The sequence below is a fragment of the Exiguobacterium sp. SH1S21 genome (assembly GCF_004337175.1).
GTDB lineage: Bacteria > Bacillota > Bacilli > Exiguobacteriales > Exiguobacteriaceae > Exiguobacterium > Exiguobacterium aurantiacum_A.
The window spans coordinates 613,834-631,378 of record NZ_SJUY01000001.1 but is presented as its reverse complement, the minus strand read 5'-3'; the positions used below and the strand labels follow the sequence as shown (position 1 = coordinate 631,378).

Here is a 17,545-nt window from a genome sequence, read left to right as displayed (position 1 = left end):
GCAAGGCGCGTTATTTCATGCTTTCGATAAACTCGGGAAGCGACAGCCTTCCGGGAAAAGGTGGCCGTCACTCATACGGATCATCCATTGTCCGTCACGTGCACGTGACGCACGTCGTTCGACATCGGCCAAGTCAGGTGTGAATTCAAAGACGATTTCCGCGATCCCATCAAAGGAGAGCCGTGCCACGACGTCACGCATATCGACAGGCCGAGGCGACAGCACCGCGAACAAATGCAGACGCGTGCGCTCAATAAAATAGATGACATGCACGTCGTCGAAGCGATAGACGTCCTCGTTCAGGCCTTGATAGAAACTGAACATCCAAATATGCATGTCGTCCGTCGTATAGAGCCGGGGTGAGTACGGGAGCGACTCCAGTTTGAACCGACGCCACCGTTCGGCGTCGACGTCGACGTGTTCGAGCGGGGGCGCCGAGCCCGACACGGAGACAAATAGCTCCGGTTCGCGTTGGACAGTGAACCCTTGCTTCTCATAAAACGTTTCGAGGCCCTCGTTACAAGCTAAAATATAAGGCAATCCATCGGCGTCATGTTGTTTGAAGAGGTGCTTGAAGACGCGGGTGGCGAGTCCTTGTCCTTGTCGGTCCTCGTCCGTCATGACCGTCCCGATTTGATACATCTCACGAGCGGTTCCGTCCGTCACGAGGGTCATCCGGCTCATGCTGACGTTCGAGATGATGTTCCGATAGAACGTCAACGAATAACAGCGATAGCGGTCGGTCCATTCTCCGTCCAAATACCATCCGCGAAAATCGATGCCGAACATTTCATCGGTCAAGTAGAAAAATGATTCACGTTCTTTATCTGAATACTCGAGATTGGTGATCGGTCGTTTAGCCATGTGACTCACTCCTTGTTTTGAACTTCTCGGCCTGTTCCTGTACATTAGAGGCAGAGAGGGGTAATTCAAATTATGAAACGGTATGAAGCTATTTTATTTGATGTCGACGATACGTTGCTAGACTTTAAACGGAGCGAGCACGTCGCCTTGGAGCAATTGCTCGCCTCACATAACGTCCGGATGACCGATGCGTTAAAACAACAATACGTGACGATCAACAACGGGCTATGGCGCGCGTTTGAACGCGGTGAGGTCGGACGGGAAGACGTCTTGATGGGCCGCCACACGCAACTGTTCGACACGCTCGGCATCACGATCGATGCGCATGAAGTCGAACAGCGCTATCGGGACCATTTGCACGACGGGGTGCACATCATCGACGGGGCACTCGAACTCGTGCAAACGCTCAGTGAACAGTATCCGCTCTATATCGTCACGAACGGTGTGACAGAGACACAGTTCAAGCGGCTTGAGGCGTCGGGGTTGCTCCCGTATTTCAAAGACGTGTTCGTCTCCGACGCGACGGGATCGCAAAAGCCGATGAAACCGTTCTTTGATTATGTATTCGACCGTGTCCCAAACGTGTCACCAGAGCGCGGACTCATCGTCGGTGACTCGTTGACGGCAGATATCGCCGGAGGACGTATGTACGGTCTCGATACGTGCTGGTACAACCCGGATGAGGTTGCGGCAACGGTCGAGACGACGTATGAGATTCAAGATTTGAACGAGTTGAAATCGATTTTATAAGGCTCAGCGGTCGATAAAGTGTGGTGGGAGCGACTGCGGCAACGCATAGAGCGTCTCCGGAAAGAGTCTCAGTTCACGGAGCGACTCGAGCGGCTGCCAACGATAGATGAGGTGATCACCCTCTGGTCCGTGGAAGTCGCCGGTCTGGAGCGGGAGGTCACCTTTTACATAAAAATACATGCCGATCTCATGGACCGTCCGTTCGAGATACGTGAAAAAGTTTTCGGAGACGAAAGCGAACACCGTCTCGGACACGTTGGCTGCGAGTTCTTCTTTCAGTTCTCGCGCGAGTGCGAGTTCGGCTTGTTCACCGATAGCGACGCGACCGCCGGGTAACGCCCAAAAGTCGTCATTTATGTTTCGGTGGACCAACAAGTGATTGTCTTTCACCCAAATGCCGGCGACTCGGTAGTTGAACGTGCCTTGCTCGGTCGGAAATACGATATCCATATGCAACACTCCCAATTTTTACTAAATTCATTATACGCCAAGGAGGCAGACAATGTTTCAATTAAATGAGTCTTACGAGGGACAAGATTTTCGTGAGTCCTCGTTCCGTGACCTTCAACTTTCACATACGACGTTCGAGAACTGTCGGTTCACGTACATCGACGCGACCGAGTTCGAGACCGAGCAGTGCCGCTTCATCAACTGTGACTTTACCGACTCGAAATGGAACGCATCGCGCCACGTCGGCAGTTCGTTTTTAAACTGTCAATTCAATGGGGCGAATTTGTTTTTAAGTGAGTTCGATCAATGCAAGATGACAGGTTCTTCGTTCGAGTCGTGTACGTTTGAGGGCGTGACCGTTCGTGGGGGCGACTGGTCGTTCGTCAATTTGCGTCACGCACCGCTCCGAAAAATGGATTGGTCGGATGTTCGTCTAGTAGAGGCTGATTTGTACGGGGCGGACTTGAAGGAGTCGCGCTGGACGAACGCTGCGTTGACACGTGCCGTCCTGCAGCATGCGGACTGTACGGCTGCCGACTTCATAGGTGCTGACATGGACGGGGTCGATTTCACGGACGTTACGCTCAAAAAGACGAAACTCGACGTCATGCAGGCGGTCCAAGTCGCCCGTTCGCTCGGGGCGATCGTCGAATGAACAATAACCAGGTGCTCGAGCAGCTACTCGCTTTGGCGGAGGAGCGGGAAGACATCCGAATCATGGTGTTGAACGGGTCGCTCGTCAATCCGCACGTCTCCCCAGACCGGTTTCAAGATGTAGATGTCACGTTTTTCGTTCTGGACGTATCATCGTTCATAACGGATCGATCCTGGATCGATCGGTTCGGCGAGATGTTGATCATGCAGACACCGGACGAGTCACCGTCTCAAACAAGATACGAGCGGTTTGCGTTTCTCGTCCAGTTTGCAGCCGGTCATCGGATTGATCTGACCGTTCGTCCTGTTCGCGTCGTGCGGGAAGTGATTGCGGAAGATTCGCTCAGTCTCGTCATGCTCGATAAAGATGACGCGGCAGGCAGGCCTGTGCCGAGCGATGAGACGTACCGAGTCAAACGCCCGAGCGCGTTTGACTATGCGTCGTGTTGGAACGAGTTTTGGTGGGTGTCATTGTATGTCGTGAAAGGACTAAGGCGCAATCAACTGCTGTATGCGCTCGATCACGTGACGATCATGCGAGACATGCTCCGACAGATGATGGCGTGGGATGTCGGATATAGGACCGGATTTTCCGCGAATGTCGGGAAAGCTGGGGACGCTTTGGTGGACCACTTATCAAATCAAGCTTGGCAAGCATACTTACAGACATATCCCGTCGCGGATCCTGCGGCGATTGCAACCGCGTTTGAAACGTTGGTCGAGCAGTTCTGCGTCTTCAGTCGGCGTGTTTCGGAGAAAAGTGGCAACTCATTTCGGGACGACGAGGCCAAGCGGATTCGTGACGCTTTTTCGACGCTTTGGACTTCAAACGATTAGTTTTTAGTCGAGTCGGGAAACCCCCTCTATATAAGGGGGAATGACGCTTGAATCCGTATACGACGTTCATCGCGCTCCTAGTGGGGAGTTTACTCTTATTTGTCGGCATCCGGACGAAGAAATGGCCAATCGTTGTCGTGGCCTTATTTCCGCTTGGACTCGTCGCATTCAATTTGTACTTATTGATCACTGGACGCTAGAAGACTGCTTGTCAGTCTTCTTTTTTGTACATCGATTTTACGAAAAATGCGGTCGGAAGCAAGATTCCGATTGCCGCTTCGAGTAGGGCGAACAGACGGGCCGGCCCAACCGGCAGTAAGTCACCAAATCCGATTGATAGAAGCGTGACGCCGCTGAAATAGAGTAGGTTTTGCCATGATGGCTCGACAGCGGTCATCGTCTCAAGTGACGTGACGAGAATGACCCCGTCCCACGACAACGCGTAATAAACCAAGGCAAACCCGACCATCACGCCTAACAAGCTGATGAAAAGGTGGCTAAATAATCGGCCGTCAAATCCGGTCTGCCGGTACGTCTGTCGGCGGAAGAAGGTATATACGTTTAGTCCGACGAATAAGAGGGCAACCGTCAGTAAAATCGTATTCATCCTCATCTCTCCTTTTTTGCTAAGTCATACTATGTTGTTTCCCTGAACAATTGACGTCAAACGGACCTAATTGCACCATGAAGTATTCTGCGACAAGGAGGTGTCCGTGTGCGACGCTTTAGGTTGACGAGTTTAGTGCTGCTTCTGCTGCTAGGTGGATGTACCACGAAGACGCCATTTAATTTTGATAAAATCAGCTCGTACAAAATTTTTTACAATATTCCGACCGAGGCGATTATCGAGGATATGACCCGGTATGATCTCGTGATCATCGAACCGATTTGGTATACACCCGAGCAGATTGAAGCGATTCGTTCGAACGGCACGAAAGTGCTCGGCTATATAAACGTGATGGAAGCGGACACGTGGAATCGGGAACTGATCGGTCAAATGAAACAAGACGATTTTTTCTACCGGGACGGAGAGCGGATTTATTTTTCGAAATGGGATTCCTATTTGACGGATATCAGTTCGGACCATTTTCGGAAGATTTTGATGCGCGAGATTCAAAAGCAAGTCATCAATAAACACTTGGACGGTATCTTTTTAGACACGGTTGGAGATATCGACGATGTACACCTCGACTATCCCGAAGACTTGACTGAGCAATTGAACGGGTTAGAAGCATTTTTAAAAGCGATTAAGCAGACTTACCCTGGGGTCCCGATTGTACAAAATTGGGGAATCGAAACGCTTGAACGAACGAGCGCTCCATACGTAGACGGGTTCATGTGGGAGGGGTTCAATTATTCGGAGATCACATCGGACTCTTGGTCGATGGAAATGTTGGACCGTATGAATGTGATTCAAGAACAGTATGGGATTGCAGTACTTACCGTTTCAGACCAAGAAGAAGCTATTAGTCGAGACTTGGCGGAAGCGAACGGGTTTATCCATTATCATGAACCCACTTATTATGATACATGGGATTTTCAGGAAGGGAATTAAGATAATTAGCAGGGGAATTTGCTACGAGCGCCAAATAAGTAAGCATGATATTCGTGTTATGAAGCTGTGACTAATCGTTGGGAGGGGATTATCATTCTATATGCTCAAGACCGCCCGTGGATTAAGTGGGCCGAAATTTTTATCGTGTTCACTCTATTGATCGGAATCGATTTAGCTTTCAATTTAGGGACGATTCAAAATGATCTGAACCTATTTTATGTAGCCGCCATCTTATTCGCGCTACGTTATGGAACAACCTTTGGGTTGATCAGTTTCGCCGTCTTGCTTCTGTATAAAGTCCTCTACACCGGACTTGTCGGAGGCGATATCTTCTTACTGTTCTACGATACAAACTCACTTCTCACCCTTTTCTATTACTTCGCACTCACTGTCATCGTCGGCTTGTTTAGCACTTCATTTCGAGAGCGTTATGAAATCAGTCAGTTTCGCAACGAAGAACTGAAAGATGAAAACACGTATTTGAAAGAGACCGTCGATTTACTCAACACTTCGCAAACGACCCTTCGTCAAAAATTACTTCAATCGGAATACAGTTTAAATCAATTGTACGAACTAGCTGTCTCGCTTGACCTGCCACATCCTGAATTGATTCGTAGCGAGACGATTCGTCTGCTTAAAAAATATTTCTTGGCGAGCGACGTCGCCATCTATCATGTCGATCGATCGCAAAAGTCGATGCGTCTAATCATTCGCCAAGCTGAGAAGAAAGAGTTTCCACAAACCATTTTCTTAGATGAGGCGTCGAGTATGTTCAAACGTTTCTTCCAAGTCCAAGAGACGATGTTACGGCAACTCGATGATGACGACACGGATCCGATGTTGCTCGCTCCGATCGTGATTGACGGAGAGACGCGTGAAGTTGTCGTCATTAAGCGTCTGCCGCTCCGGAAATTGACGACAGATGACCTCCACGTATTAAATATCCTGTTCTCGTGGATCGGGACGCGAATCACAAACGCGCAAAACTTGATTCGTAAAGAGCAGCACGAGAAGCGCTACCCGGGCACATCGTTCTACAAGAAAGAGGCGTTCATCGAGATAGTGGCGCTTCAAGAACAAAAGAAACTCCATCACAATCAACCGTTCATCGTACTCGAGTATGCGCTCGATTATGAACCAGTCTCGCTCGAAAGTATTGAAGCGATCGTGCATTCGTATTTGCGAGAGATTGATATCGTCGGTTATGACCAAGACGAAAACAAGTTGTTACTCTTGCTCCCAGGAACGAGTGAGGAGAACCGTCAACGAATTTATGATCGGATCGAAGGGATTTTGATCCAGAAGGGAGTGTGAGTTCATGGAAGCCATCGACAGTTTAGTTTGGATTGGGCTCTATGTGATTCACGCAATCTTAGCGTTCGTTTTGTTAGTGGTGTTGAAGCGAAAAATGAAAGCGCTAGACTATGGGGTGGCAGTGGTCGCTTTATGCTTCGGCCTATTTTTACCTTTTGTCGCGGAAGTCGCAGTATATGCAATTTATCGCTTCGCAGAACGCTTCGATCGGAGCGGACTGATTGAAGATTACGACGAGTATATTGATTTTCGAGTCGTCAATTATGAGCAGATTCGGCACGATGCGAAGACGAGCTCTAGCCTGCTGCCGTTAGCCGATGCCATCAATTCAAAAGATCCGGCGATTCGCAAGCACTCGATTTTGACGCACGTCAACCAGTCCATCAATAACCAAGGGAAATACTTGCAGATGGGGCTTAATAGCACGGACAGTGAAACGGTTCATTATGCGGCCGCGACGATGAATATTCTCATCGATCAGTACGAGCAAGAGTTGAAATTGGCTAAGCATGAATACGATTTAGGAAACCCGGAAACGATTCACCGACTAGCGACAATTTACAAACGGATGATTCACAGTGAACTGATCACGGAAGTCATGTTGAAAGACAGACGTGAGGCCTGGTTAAAAGAGATTTTAAAAGCGAAGACGCTGTATCCGCCGTCGCCATGGATTTATGAGGATTTAAACGAAGTCTACATCACGTTAAAACGTCCTAGAGATCAGCTTGAAATATTGAAGGAGTACGTTCACCATTTCCCGGAACGCATCGAGGCCCATCTCATGCTCATCGATTTTTACTATGAACGGGAGCGGTGGGTCGAGGTGAAGGCTGTCATGTTTATGATGCAAACACAATTTTCGTTAGCCGATGTGCCGTATGAGCACCGACTGTTGTTTGAAGAATGGAGTGACTCGACATCATGGAAAAACGAACTGTAATCTCATTCTCTCTCTTCATCGTGTTATTTCTCGTCGTCGTCGGCGCAATCCAATACTTGAGGATCCATTCCTTGCATACGTTGTTACCGAACGTTGCTGAGCAACGAATGAATATCGACCAATTGCAAGGGAATGCTTCCGCTAAAACAGGAGAGCATCAACTTCAAGTTTACATTGTCCGAGACGAAGGTGATTTGGCGGTCAATACGGCAGATAATTTATTGTATGGTTTGCGTTACGCCAAACTAGACGTTCGAGAAATTGATGCGAGCGCGGTCCGTTCGATCACGCCGTCTCCCTACAACATCATCGTCTTTACAGGAGAAAAATCCGCGACATGGCCATTGCAAGAGACGAAACGGTTCGTCGAACAAGGGGGCAATGTCGTGTTCGCCAACCGTTTCAAAGACCCCGCTTGGAATGAAGTGACAGGTATCGAAGAAATCGGTGAATTCGTTCCAGACGTTTACGGTCTGAACTTCGAAGAAACGATTTTCCCGGGTTATGTCGATTTGAATCCACCGGACGATCTGTTCGTCCATAGTGTCGTTGACTTCGCAATTGCAGACGAAGCGAACGTTTTACTGTCAGCAGAAGGATTTCCCGTCCTTTGGGAATATGAGGTCGGTGATGGGAACGTTCTGTACTGGAATACAACGATCACCGATCAAAAGATGATTCGCGGACTGTTCGTCCAAACGCTCGGAACGTTACCGCCTGCGTTCGTGGGTGCTCAAGCGGCGATTAAGCTCATGTATATCGATGACTTTCCGGCTCCAGTCATGGACGGCAAGATGAAAGATGTCTCGGCGACGCCACTCGATAAATCAGTCAAAGATTTCTTTGCCGAAGATTGGTGGAAAGACATGGTCGACATGGCTAAAGATGACGACGTCATTTACACGGGCGCGATGATTGGGACGTACGAAGAAGAGATGGAGTTGCTAGATGAACAATTGATTAAACGCGGCGAGTTCCCGATGCTCTATTTCGGTCGAAAACTATTGGCGCAGGGTGGTGAGATCGGATTACACGGCTACAATCACCAATCACTCGTCACAGCCGATGAACCGATCGATCCGACGTACGGATATATCCCGTGGAAAGACAAAGACGAGATGAAGCGTTCACTGTCACAGGCCGAGTCGGTATTTGCTAACTATTTCCCTGAAGAACAACTCAAGTCATACGTCCCGCCTTCGAACGCACTCAATCGTACCGGTGTCGACGCGATTGCTGAAGCGTTGCCTGAACTGCGGACGATTGCGTCACTCTATACCGGTGACCCGGAAAGTGGTGATTTTGTCCAAGAGTTCGAATTTGATACGACACATACCGGAATCTATCATTTCCCGCGCATCACGAGTGACTACGGGGAAGAAAGAGGTTCGATCTTCCAAATGGTCGATGCGATTGCTAACTTTGGGGTGTTTTCACACTTTATCCACCCGGATGACGTCATCGATCCAGACCGTGCGTTCGGTCGCGACTGGGATACAATGTTTGCCAGCTTGAAGAAAATCGTCAATGACGTCAACGTCAACTATCCTTATTTAGAAGCTTACACACAGCACTATGCGACAGAAAAGCTAATCACGTATCAAGAGGCAGACTTGAACGTCACGTTTGATGACGAGACCATTTATTTGGCTGGAGACGGAATCGTTAATCCGTCCCACTTCACCGTCCGTCTAAAAGTGGGCCAATCATTGGACACAGGCAAATTCGCATTCGGTACGGTCGAGCAGATGGAGGCGGACCGTCCACTCTATCTCGTCCAATTGACATCAGCGAACGCTGAAATCGCCATCAAGGGGGACCCGCAATGAAGATTGGTCTCGTGTTAGAAGGGAGTTACCCGTATGTGAGCGGAGGTGTCTCGAGTTGGACGCAGACGCTGATTGAAGCGATGCCGGAAGTCGAGTTTGAAATCATCTCGATTCAGCCATCGGTCAAGCGGCCAGAAGATATGAAATATGAGTTGCCGCAAAACGTGTCAGGGATCACGCACCTTTATTTGAGCGATATGGATAAAAAGGCGAAGGGTCGAATGAAGCTCGACGCCGAAGACGAGCGGAAAATTTCGGAATGGCTCATGTTGAAAAATCCGAACCGGCAAGCGCTTGGCATTCTCGGGAAACAAGTTCCATCAAGCCAAGCCTTCTTCTCAAGCGAGTTCTTTTGGAGAAACGTAAAATCGGCTTACGCAGAAGAAATGAACGGAGGCTCGTTCATCGACTACTTTTGGATGTGGCAAAGTATGTATATGCCGATCTTGCGTGTGTTGCATCAACCGTTACCAAAAGTCGATCTCGTCCACTCCATCTCGACAGGCTACGCCGGTGTCGTTGCATCTTACATGAAAGAGACGCAAGGTATCCCGTTCATTTTGACCGAACACGGCATCTACTCACGTGAACGCGAGGAAGAAATCCTTCAGTCTTATTGGATTCCGTCCCCTTACAAACCGAGATGGGTTCGCTTTTTCCATCACTTGTCACGCGAGGCGTATAACGCGGCCGACGAGATTATCACACTCTTCGAGCGGAATCGCGAATATCAAGAGTGGATTGGGGCGCCTAGCGAGAAGACGAAAATTATCGCCAACGGGATTGACGACCGTCATATCCACGCTACGCTTGAGCGAGCTGAGAATGATGTGTTCCAAATCGGGGCTATCGTCCGCCTCGTTCCGATCAAGGATTTGAAGACGATGATTTATTCCGCAAAAATCCTTCAAGAGCGCCATCGGCTGTTTAAACTGACAATCATGGGTCCGCTTGATGAGGACGAAGAGTACGCCGAAGAATGTCGTCTACTGATTGAGCAGAGCGGGCTGACCGACTATGTCGAACTCGTCGGGAAAGTGAACGTACAAGACTGGTTGCCGAAATTTGATTTGTTGTTGCTGACGAGCATATCGGAAGGGCAGCCGCTCGCCATTTTAGAAGGGATGGCGGCTGGCATCCCTTGGGTGGCGACCGATGTCGGGGCTTGTTCGGAACTACTTTACGGACGCGCTGATGATCCGTTCGGTCCGGCCGGCTTCATCGTTCCTCCGGTCCATCCGGAAGCCATCGCTGACAAAGTCGAATGGATGATGGATTATCCGCGCGAACGGATGCGCTTCGGTAAAAACGGCCGCGAGCGTGTCCGTCAGTATTATCGATTGCAACAGTTCGTCGACCGCTATAAAGCCATCTATGAAGCGAGGAGGGAACAGTATGGCGGGCATCGGGTTTAAGTTACAAAAGCTGTTTCAAGAAGACTATTACTCTTCAAGACTGAAGGCGTACACGTTTTCCGGTCTCGTCACATCGGGCCCTTGGCTGATCGTCATCCTCGTTGTCGGTACGATTCAATGGTTGGCGTTTCAGATGCCGATGTTGTCACTCGAGGAACGGACACTGTTTATGCTATCCGTGTCTTACGCGTTCATTTTCTCGCAAATTCTATTTAGTTTTCAGCAGCTCGTCGTCACGCGATACGTGGCTGATTTATTTTATGAAAAGAAAGCCCATGAGATCTTTCCTGTCTTCACCGGCATGTTAAAAGTGACGATTCTCGCTGCCGTCGTCATGTATAGCGTGTTTTGGCTGATTTCACCGCTCAGTTTCGCCTATAAGCTCGTCCTGTTCGTCTTATTCATGACCATCAACGTCATCTGGGTCATGTTCCTGTTCTTGAGCGCCGCCAAATTTTATCAAGCGGTCGCTTACAGCTTCTTGCTAGGCGGGGTTATTTCAGTCGCGAGCGTCTATTTGATCAGTCGTCTCATGGTCAACCCATCGAGCCTCGAGCTTCTGTTTGGCTTTACTGTTGGGATGGTCGTGACGCTGTTCGGGCTATTCTTCGCGATGCTCCGAACGTTTCCACTTAGGTATGCGACGCGAGAGTTTTCATACTTCCGGTACTTTGATAAGTATCCGGACTTGTTTGCGATTGGTGTGTTATACGTGCTTGGAATCTGGGTGACCAACTTCATCATTTGGTTTGGTGAAGGGCGCATGGTGATTGCCGATTCGTTCGTGTTCAATCCGTATTATGACACGGCTGTGTTCTGGTCGTACTTGACGATCATCCCGACCCAGCTCTTGTTCGTCGTCGCTGTCGAGACAAGGTTTTACGAGCGCTATCGAACGTTTTACGGCTTGATCAATTATGGCGGGGCGTTACACCAAATTGAGAAGGCGAAGCAGACGATGACGACGGTGTTGAAAAATGAATTGATCCGACTTGGGCGAAGTCAAGGTGTCGTCACCTTGTTCGCGATCCTGATGGCGGGTGTGTTCGTCGGTTGGATCGGTGTCCCGGAAGAAGTCGGTCAAATTTTCCGGATGACGACGCTCGCCGCGTTCGCGAACGCGATGATTCTCGTACTGACGCTGCTCTTGCTTTATTTTGAGGACCGGCGTGGTGCGTTGTTCGTCAACCTATCGTTCTTCACATTGAACGCCTTGTTCACGTTGTCGTTACTATCGCGCGGGATCGATTGGTATGGGGTCGGCTTTGCAATCAGCACGATCATCACGTTCTTTATCGCAGGACTGCGCTTGATTTATTTTATGGGGAAGGTCGATTATTACGTGTTCGCGGCCTCGAACCGTCGTAAGCTCGGGACGGAACGGTTCTCGCATTTTGGGAGCGCTCTCAACCGTCGCTTCTCGCGTTAAAGGGTTTGCATTTTTCAAAAAGATTGATATGATGTGGTCGAAGATGACCGAATTTCATAATGTTTGCCACTAGGGGAGTCGCTTGACGCGGCTGAGATGGACAAGGTCCAGACCCTTTGAACCTGATCTAGTTCACGCTAGCGGAGGGAAGTGGGCGAAACGTCCTTTCTCACACTCTTTGTGTATGGCCGACGCCGCTTCCGTTATGGGAGGCGGCGTCTTTTTTCATACAAAGGAGGAGAATACGATGACATTTACCGCACACATCCGCCAAGAGGCCGACGCCTTGTTTGAGGCGAGTTTCCACCATCCGTTCGTCCGCGCGCTCGGAGACGGGACGCTCGACGAGGCGAAGTTTCGGCATTACGTGATGCAAGACTCGTACTACTTGAATCAATTTTCGAAAGTACAGGCGAAGGGCGCTACACTTGCCCCGACGATGGAGCTGGCGAGCCGATTTTTGACGCACGCCCTCCACACGATCGAGGCGGAGCACGAGTTGCATCGGGAATTTTTTACGATGCTCGCGGTTAGTGACATGGAGTGGGCGACGTTCGAACCAGCTCCGACGGCTTATGCATACGCGCTCCATATGCAACAAGCCGGCCCGACGCTCGGAGACGTGCTCGCGGCGATTCTTCCATGCTACTGGGTGTATTACGAGATCGGGGAGCGCTTGAAGGACGCAGAACCAGACCATCCGATTTACTCTGTTTGGATTGCGACGTACGGTTCGGAATGGTTCCGTGAACTTGTCGAAGAGCAGATCGAGCGACTTGATGAATTGGCGGGACAAGCGACGGAGTCAGAACGGATTCGCTATCAGCAACTGTTTTTGAAAAGTTGCTACTATGAGCTCGCGTTTTGGGAGATGGCCTGGACACTCGAATCGTGGGAACTGCCGCTTGAGGTGGGACAATGAGGCCGGATCTATGGGAAGCCGTCCGGTTGAAGCGACCGCTCGTCCATAACATTACGAACACCGTCGTCGCTAACTTCTCGGCCAACGGGTTGCTCGCCGTCGGGGCTTCCCCGGTCATGGCCGATGCGATCGAAGAAGTGGCAGACATGGCGACCGTGAGCGATGCCCTCGTCTTAAACATCGGGACGCTTGACGCTATGACCGAGGCGACGATGATACGTGCCGGACAAGCCGCGAATCAGTCGGATCGTCCTGTCGTCCTAGACCCGGTCGGTGTCGGGGCGACATCGTTCCGCCGCGACGTCGTCGAACGGATTTTGCAAGACGTACGCGTCACGGTCATCCGTGGGAACGCCGGGGAAGTCGCCACGCTTGTCGATGCCGGTTGGACGACGAAAGGGGTCGACGCCGGAAGCGGCACACATCATCCGCAACAACTCGCCGAACGAGCAGCGAACCGATATAGCTGTGTTGTCGCGATTACCGGGGCGACAGATTTCGTGAGCGATGGGACGGTCACGCTAGAAATTTTGGGCGGGCATCCGCTCATGACAGAGACGACAGGCACTGGCTGTCTACTCAGTGCGGTCGTCGGTGCGTTCCTTGCTGTTGAACCGGACGTGATGACGGCAACCTCGACCGCGCTCACCGGATATGCACGATGCGGCGAGTTGGCGAGTGAAGCAGCGACGGGTCCGGGGGATTTCCCGATCCACTTTCTCAACGCGCTCGCTACCATGACGTCAACTGACCTGCCGAGCGACCGAATCGAGGTGTTCGCGCGATGAGGCCTCAAGTCTTGACCATCGCCGGCTCGGACTCTGGCGGGGGCGCCGGAATCCAAGCCGATTTGAAAACGTTTCAAGAATTAGGCGTATTTGGCACGAGTGTCGTGACCGCGGTGACGGCTCAAAACACGCGTGGCGTGCACGGTGTCGAAGCCGTCTCCGCCGACCTCGTCGCACGCCAGCTCGATGCAGTCGGATCAGACTTTATCATCTCGGCGTGCAAGACCGGGATGCTGTTCAATCGTGAGTTGATTGATGTCGTAGCTGACGCGCTCGAGCAGCATCGTTTTCAAAATGTCGTCGTCGATCCGGTCATGATCGCTAAAGGCGGTGCGACCTTGCTTGAACGGGACGCCGTCACCGCGCTACGGACGAGGCTGTTACCGATGGCGACGGTCGTCACGCCAAATATCCCTGAAGCTGAAGTGTTGACCGGCTTGACGATTTGTACGTTCACTGATCGTATGAAAGCAGCTGAGCGCTTGTTGTCTTACGGGGCAGACGTCGTCATGTTGAAAGGCGGTCATTTGGATGGTCCTCTCGCCGAAGACCTAGTCATGACGAAAACCGATACGTTTCGAATGGTGACGCCACGGTTGCTGACGAAAGATACGCACGGGACCGGTTGCACGTTTTCGGCTGCGCTAACAGCGGAGCTCGCGAACGGGTATACCGTTATGGAAGCCGCGCAGAAGGCGAAACAGTTCATCCATAGTGCCATCGCCCACGGATTAAAGATCGGCAACGGGCATGGACCGACAAATCATTGGGCGTATAACAAGCACCCGAAAGAGGTGGTTTCCATTGAATTCATCGCCTATCGTTGAGCGGTTAAAGCTCTACTTCATCTGCGGCACGGCGGATACGTTTGATCTCGTTCAGACGGTCGAAACGGCGTTTCAATGTGGTGTGACATGTTTTCAATTTCGCGAAAAAGGTAAAGAGCCACTGTATGGGGATAAAAAAGAAGCGATGGCACGAGCGTTGCATACACTTTGTCGACAGTACCGTGTCCCGTTCATCGTTAACGATGACGTCGAATTGGCAATCAAACTCGATGCAGATGGGGTCCACGTCGGACAAGAAGATGTAGCAGCCGAAGTCGTTCGTCGGCGAATCGGTTCAAACAAGTGGCTCGGTGTCTCGGTCCACTCGATCGAGCAAGCCGCAACGGCTTCGAGATACGCCGACTATGTCGGAATTGGACCGGTTCATCCGACTGTGTCGAAACAAGACGCGGCCGAAGTGAACGGAACGGTGCTCATTCGGCAAGTTCGAGCCCGGTTTCAGCATTTGCCAATCGTGGGGATTGGTGGAATCATGCCTGAACACGTCGAAGCGATTCGACGTGACGGGGCTGACGGCGTAGCTGTCATCTCGGCCATTGCTTCTGCACCGGACGTGGCCATTGCCACACGGCGTTTCGCTTGTCTCTGAATTTTATTTGAGGAGGAAGACAGATGAACGTATTTGTAATTGGAGCGAATGGACAGATTGGAAAGCAACTCGTAGAACGATTGAAACAGGATGGGAAGCACGAAGTCACCGCGATGGTGCGGAAACAAGAGCAGCTAGACGAGTTCAAAGCGAACGGCTATCAGGCGGTTCTCGGAGACTTAGAAGGTGACGTTGAGACGTTGAAGCAAGCGATGAGCGGAATGGACGCAGTCGTGTTCGCGGCCGGTTCGGGCGGCAGCACGGGAGCCGACAAAACGTTACTCATCGACCTAGACGGTGCGGCGAAAAGTGTCGAGGCGGCCCAAGCGAACGGCAACATTAAGCACTTCGTGATGCTCAGTGCCTTGAAAGCGGAAGATCGCTCGGCATGGCCCGATTCGATGAAACCATACTACGTGGCGAAACATCATGCGGACCGTTTGCTCGAACAGAGTGGACTCGACTATACGATCGTCCGTCCAGGCGCGCTCACAGACGATGCCGGTACAGGCAAAGTGAACGTCGACAGCGTGTCGACGGGCGAGATTCCGCGGGCGGATGTCGCAGCGTTCTTGGCCCATGTCATCGGTCGACAAGAAGCGGCAAACAAAGCCATCGACTTGGTCAAAGGTGATACTGCAATCGAAGAGACGATATAAATCATGTGAGCGAGCGGATTCGGAAATCCGCTCGCTTTTTTTGCGGTGATGTGTCAGCCCGTTCGAAAAAGGAATTGATGCGGCCGATAGAGAAAGTAAAGACGTATCTATTTAAGAAAGGGGTCTGTTCATGACCGCGTTATTTGTCTATATGGCCGCCTATTTACTGCCGGCCTTCTTGTTGAGCCATCTCGCGCTCGACGTCTTGTTACGTAACCCGCGACAAGTCGAGCATCGTCTGCTCAGTCTGTTCGTATTCGGTTACGCAATGCTGTTTTTGGCGGAGTTCGGCCGTCACTTGTCACCAATCGAAGCGAGCCCGGCGTTCGTGACATATTGGTTTGGGAACGCAGGTATCCTCATATTTGTTTGCTCTGTCCATTTCATCTTTAAAGTGACAGGTGTCGGTGCGAAGATGCCGAAATGGTTATATCCATACGTGATATATTTACCGTTGATTCCGGTCGCTTTGACGTTCATTCGACAAGAGAACATCATCAACAGTCAACGCTTCGACCAAGTTGGGCTCTGGATTTATCCTGAATTCAACATTTCTTATTTGACGACGATGACGATTGGGAACGTTTTTCATTTCCTGATTATTTTATTGTTGGCGTATGCGCTCAAACGAGCAGAACGGCGTGAACATCAACGCGTGTTGCGCATGCTCATTTTGACGGCGGTACTCGTCTTGATTTGGGACATCGTGTTCGGTTACTTCCAGTTCCGTGGAGTCATCCCGCCTTATGCTTACATGTATGGGGGATTGGTTTGGACAATCGCGCTCGTTTTGGCAATGAACCGGCTCGATTTTCTTGCCTCTTACGCCAAGCGCTACGGGACGTTGTACAACTTGAACCCGTCGGCCATTCTGCTCGTCGACGATACTGGTCGGATCGAGAGTGCGAACCCGGCCGCACGCATGTTGTTCCACACGGTCCGTGTCGTCAATGAACGGTTCGTCGACCTATTGCCGGAGAAGAAGCGTGAGGAATGGTGTGATCACTATACACAGCACTTCGCGGCCCAAAAGAAGTTTTTAGAGTTCGAGACGAAGGTTCAGACGAAGACCGGACAAGAACGATACGTCGTCATCGATGGTGACTTCGTCTATATCAATCAAAAAATTCACGGCATGATTTTGATTCGCGATGTCCACACGTTCAAGGAAGCGGAGCAGTCAATTCGTTTTTTCGCCTATCACGACCCGCTCACGAAGCTCGCCAATCGCCGGGCTTTTTATGAACAAGCTGATCAAGCGTTACTTCAAGCGGACAACCTTGCCCTCGTCATCCTCGACCTTGACGGGTTTAAAGGAGTCAACGACACGTATGGCCATCAAGCCGGCGATGACTTCTTGATCCACCTCGGCGTCCTGCTCGAAGAAGCGACACCGGACACCGGGCTCGCGTCGCGCGTCGGCGGTGACGAGTTCTACATCTATTTGACGGACGTGGAAGAAGCGGACATCGTCACGTTCGTGGAGCGGCTGCGGACGACGTTGGTGGAACGGCCGTTCAAACTAGGGCACGGGGTAATCCCGATTCGAGCAAGCATCGGCGTCAGCGTCGCGCCAGACCAAGGTATGGATTTGGACACGTTGATTCATAAGGCGGACCAAGCGATGTATCAAATCAAGCAGCAAGGTAAAAATGACTATGCGATTTACGACGACGCGTTACACGGTCCGACATAACGG

Annotated in this window: 19 protein-coding genes and 1 riboswitch; of the genes, 16 read left to right on the top strand and 3 right to left on the bottom strand. The window is 50.9% G+C overall.

What is annotated here, in order from left to right; translation table 11 throughout:
- Nucleotides 1–15: 15 nt before the first annotated feature.
- Entirely contained in the window at nucleotides 16–864 is an 849-nt protein-coding gene (locus EVJ24_RS03100) for a GNAT family N-acetyltransferase (protein ID WP_161568727.1), read from the bottom strand.
- 72 nt (nucleotides 865–936) lie between these two features.
- Between EVJ24_RS03100 and EVJ24_RS03095 the strand changes: the two genes are divergently transcribed.
- Complete coding sequence (locus tag EVJ24_RS03095; protein WP_131439489.1) at nucleotides 937–1,614, top strand: YjjG family noncanonical pyrimidine nucleotidase; 678 nt, start codon at nucleotides 937–939, stop codon at nucleotides 1,612–1,614.
- A gap of 3 nt (nucleotides 1,615–1,617) precedes the next feature.
- On the opposite strand, the gene EVJ24_RS03090 is transcribed toward EVJ24_RS03095, so the two are convergent.
- A complete protein-coding gene (locus EVJ24_RS03090; protein ID WP_131439487.1) occupies nucleotides 1,618–2,064 on the bottom strand; it encodes an NUDIX hydrolase in 447 nt (148 codons plus the stop codon).
- Between the two features lie 52 nt (nucleotides 2,065–2,116).
- On the opposite strand from EVJ24_RS03090, the gene EVJ24_RS03085 reads away from it, so the two are divergent.
- Genes EVJ24_RS03085 through EVJ24_RS15425 form a run of 3 tightly spaced genes read left to right on the top strand, consistent with a single transcriptional unit; the run spans nucleotide 2,117 to nucleotide 3,755 of the window.
- Nucleotides 2,117–2,719 carry a pentapeptide repeat-containing protein gene (locus tag EVJ24_RS03085; protein WP_131439485.1) on the top strand — a complete coding sequence of 201 codons (603 nt, stop codon included), beginning with the start codon at nucleotides 2,117–2,119 and terminating at the stop codon, nucleotides 2,717–2,719.
- Nucleotides 2,716–3,555: an aminoglycoside 6-adenylyltransferase gene (locus EVJ24_RS03080; protein ID WP_131439483.1), complete on the top strand. Its 840-nt coding sequence runs from the start codon at nucleotides 2,716–2,718 to the stop codon at nucleotides 3,553–3,555. Before EVJ24_RS03085 ends, EVJ24_RS03080 begins: the two co-directional genes overlap by 4 nt.
- 47 nt (nucleotides 3,556–3,602) lie before the next feature.
- Nucleotides 3,603–3,755 (top strand): hypothetical protein, encoded by a 153-nt coding sequence (locus tag EVJ24_RS15425; RefSeq protein WP_021065921.1) that lies wholly within the window; start codon nucleotides 3,603–3,605, stop codon nucleotides 3,753–3,755.
- An 11-nt stretch (nucleotides 3,756–3,766) separates the two neighbouring features.
- Here the strand turns inward: EVJ24_RS15425 and EVJ24_RS03075 are convergent, their stop codons facing one another.
- Nucleotides 3,767–4,162, bottom strand: coding sequence for an ion channel (locus tag EVJ24_RS03075; RefSeq protein ID WP_131439481.1), 396 nt, complete (start codon nucleotides 4,160–4,162; stop codon nucleotides 3,767–3,769).
- A 108-nt stretch (nucleotides 4,163–4,270) separates the two neighbouring features.
- Here EVJ24_RS03075 and EVJ24_RS03070 point away from each other — a divergent pair, with 108 nt between their 5' ends.
- The 12 genes from EVJ24_RS03070 (at nucleotide 4,271) to EVJ24_RS03015 (ending at nucleotide 17,542) form a co-directional block, all read left to right on the top strand.
- Nucleotides 4,271–5,110: a putative glycoside hydrolase gene (locus EVJ24_RS03070; RefSeq protein ID WP_236637534.1), complete on the top strand. Its 840-nt coding sequence runs from the start codon at nucleotides 4,271–4,273 to the stop codon at nucleotides 5,108–5,110.
- 66 nt (nucleotides 5,111–5,176) lie between these two features.
- Nucleotides 5,177–6,424 carry a GAF domain-containing protein gene (locus EVJ24_RS03065; RefSeq protein ID WP_131439479.1) on the top strand — a complete coding sequence of 416 codons (1,248 nt, stop codon included), beginning with the start codon at nucleotides 5,177–5,179 and terminating at the stop codon, nucleotides 6,422–6,424.
- 4 nt (nucleotides 6,425–6,428) lie between these two features.
- Nucleotides 6,429–7,367: a tetratricopeptide repeat protein gene (locus tag EVJ24_RS03060; RefSeq protein WP_131439477.1), complete on the top strand. Its 939-nt coding sequence runs from the start codon at nucleotides 6,429–6,431 to the stop codon at nucleotides 7,365–7,367.
- The gene (locus EVJ24_RS03055) at nucleotides 7,349–9,196 is read left to right on the top strand and encodes a DUF2194 domain-containing protein (protein ID WP_131439475.1); all 1,848 of its coding nucleotides are present in this window, start codon (nucleotides 7,349–7,351) and stop codon (nucleotides 9,194–9,196) included. Before EVJ24_RS03060 ends, EVJ24_RS03055 begins: the two co-directional genes overlap by 19 nt.
- Nucleotides 9,193–10,611: a GT4 family glycosyltransferase PelF gene (gene pelF, locus EVJ24_RS03050; protein ID WP_070329468.1), complete on the top strand. Its 1,419-nt coding sequence runs from the start codon at nucleotides 9,193–9,195 to the stop codon at nucleotides 10,609–10,611. The genes EVJ24_RS03055 and pelF overlap by 4 nt, the downstream gene beginning before the upstream one ends.
- A complete protein-coding gene (pelG, locus tag EVJ24_RS03045; protein ID WP_131439473.1) occupies nucleotides 10,592–12,040 on the top strand; it encodes an exopolysaccharide Pel transporter PelG in 1,449 nt (482 codons plus the stop codon). Before pelF ends, pelG begins: the two co-directional genes overlap by 20 nt.
- 61 nt (nucleotides 12,041–12,101) lie before the next feature.
- Nucleotides 12,102–12,206: riboswitch (TPP riboswitch) on the top strand.
- An 81-nt stretch (nucleotides 12,207–12,287) separates the two neighbouring features.
- Nucleotides 12,288–12,962: a thiaminase II gene (gene tenA, locus EVJ24_RS03040; RefSeq protein WP_131439471.1), complete on the top strand. Its 675-nt coding sequence runs from the start codon at nucleotides 12,288–12,290 to the stop codon at nucleotides 12,960–12,962.
- Nucleotides 12,959–13,750, top strand: a complete 792-nt coding sequence (gene thiM / locus EVJ24_RS03035; RefSeq protein ID WP_131439469.1) for a hydroxyethylthiazole kinase — start codon at nucleotides 12,959–12,961, stop codon at nucleotides 13,748–13,750. The genes tenA and thiM overlap by 4 nt, the downstream gene beginning before the upstream one ends.
- Complete coding sequence (gene thiD, locus EVJ24_RS03030; RefSeq protein WP_131439467.1) at nucleotides 13,747–14,577, top strand: bifunctional hydroxymethylpyrimidine kinase/phosphomethylpyrimidine kinase; 831 nt, start codon at nucleotides 13,747–13,749, stop codon at nucleotides 14,575–14,577. The genes thiM and thiD overlap by 4 nt, the downstream gene beginning before the upstream one ends.
- A complete protein-coding gene (gene thiE / locus EVJ24_RS03025; protein ID WP_131439465.1) occupies nucleotides 14,555–15,187 on the top strand; it encodes a thiamine phosphate synthase in 633 nt (210 codons plus the stop codon). The genes thiD and thiE overlap by 23 nt, the downstream gene beginning before the upstream one ends.
- Before the next feature lie 23 nt (nucleotides 15,188–15,210).
- Nucleotides 15,211–15,846 (top strand): SDR family oxidoreductase, encoded by a 636-nt coding sequence (locus EVJ24_RS03020; RefSeq protein ID WP_131439463.1) that lies wholly within the window; start codon nucleotides 15,211–15,213, stop codon nucleotides 15,844–15,846.
- A 130-nt stretch (nucleotides 15,847–15,976) separates the two neighbouring features.
- A complete protein-coding gene (locus tag EVJ24_RS03015; protein ID WP_131439461.1) occupies nucleotides 15,977–17,542 on the top strand; it encodes a GGDEF domain-containing protein in 1,566 nt (521 codons plus the stop codon).
- The last annotated feature ends 3 nt before the right edge of the window (nucleotides 17,543–17,545 follow it).

Coding starts and splice junctions, on each gene's coding strand:
- EVJ24_RS03015 (WP_131439461.1), top strand. CDS start 15,977: ATGACCGCGTTATTTGTCTATATGGCCGCCTATTTACTGCCGGCCTTC.
- EVJ24_RS03060 (WP_131439477.1), top strand. CDS start 6,429: ATGGAAGCCATCGACAGTTTAGTTTGGATTGGGCTCTATGTGATTCAC.
- EVJ24_RS03075 (WP_131439481.1), bottom strand. CDS start 4,162: ATGAATACGATTTTACTGACGGTTGCCCTCTTATTCGTCGGACTAAAC.
- EVJ24_RS03055 (WP_131439475.1), top strand. CDS start 7,349: ATGGAAAAACGAACTGTAATCTCATTCTCTCTCTTCATCGTGTTATTT.
- pelF (WP_070329468.1), top strand. CDS start 9,193: ATGAAGATTGGTCTCGTGTTAGAAGGGAGTTACCCGTATGTGAGCGGA.
- EVJ24_RS03095 (WP_131439489.1), top strand. CDS start 937: ATGAAACGGTATGAAGCTATTTTATTTGATGTCGACGATACGTTGCTA.
- thiD (WP_131439467.1), top strand. CDS start 13,747: ATGAGGCCTCAAGTCTTGACCATCGCCGGCTCGGACTCTGGCGGGGGC.
- tenA (WP_131439471.1), top strand. CDS start 12,288: ATGACATTTACCGCACACATCCGCCAAGAGGCCGACGCCTTGTTTGAG.
- EVJ24_RS03080 (WP_131439483.1), top strand. CDS start 2,716: ATGAACAATAACCAGGTGCTCGAGCAGCTACTCGCTTTGGCGGAGGAG.
- EVJ24_RS03090 (WP_131439487.1), bottom strand. CDS start 2,064: ATGGATATCGTATTTCCGACCGAGCAAGGCACGTTCAACTACCGAGTC.
- EVJ24_RS03020 (WP_131439463.1), top strand. CDS start 15,211: ATGAACGTATTTGTAATTGGAGCGAATGGACAGATTGGAAAGCAACTC.
- pelG (WP_131439473.1), top strand. CDS start 10,592: ATGGCGGGCATCGGGTTTAAGTTACAAAAGCTGTTTCAAGAAGACTAT.
- EVJ24_RS03085 (WP_131439485.1), top strand. CDS start 2,117: ATGTTTCAATTAAATGAGTCTTACGAGGGACAAGATTTTCGTGAGTCC.
- EVJ24_RS03100 (WP_161568727.1), bottom strand. CDS start 864: ATGGCTAAACGACCGATCACCAATCTCGAGTATTCAGATAAAGAACGT.
- thiM (WP_131439469.1), top strand. CDS start 12,959: ATGAGGCCGGATCTATGGGAAGCCGTCCGGTTGAAGCGACCGCTCGTC.